The organism is Paraburkholderia sp. RL17-373-BIF-A, from assembly GCF_046030175.1.
Taxonomy (GTDB): domain Bacteria; phylum Pseudomonadota; class Gammaproteobacteria; order Burkholderiales; family Burkholderiaceae; genus Paraburkholderia.
The window spans coordinates 1-406 of record NZ_JARESO010000451.1; the positions used below are offsets into that span (position 1 = coordinate 1).

The window sequence follows — 406 nt, forward strand, 5'->3', positions numbered from 1 at the left end:
GTGCAGACCATTATCTATACCGAGAGGCGTGCAAATCGATCCCGTTCTCGAGATTTGCGCTGCTCGCAGGGCGCGAGGAGGAACTTCGATTGTTGGGGGCGGTCTCCAAGGACCTGCGCGGGATGGACCTGCGCGGGATGGACCTGCGCGGGACGGATCTCAGGTCTACGTTCCTGCGAGGAGCGCTCTTTGGTGAGACGAAAATGTCGCTCGAAGCTCTTATGCAATACTCTGATCCGTTTACCGATGAGATGCTTGCCGGGATCGTTTTTCATGGTTTCAAGGGGGACCTACATAATCGGAATGTGCGCGATATTCTTTTTAACCACAGGAACAATGCGGTATCCGGCAGCATCCTGACGGCAGTAGACGGGCGCTTGCGCGGCAACGAGAGGATCAACTGTAT

At 55.4% G+C, this 406-nt stretch carries 1 protein-coding gene; it reads left to right on the forward strand.

What is annotated here, in order from left to right; genetic code table 11:
• On the forward strand, positions 1-406 hold a 406-nt coding region (locus tag P0D80_RS51325), incomplete at both ends, for a pentapeptide repeat-containing protein (protein ID WP_408296669.1).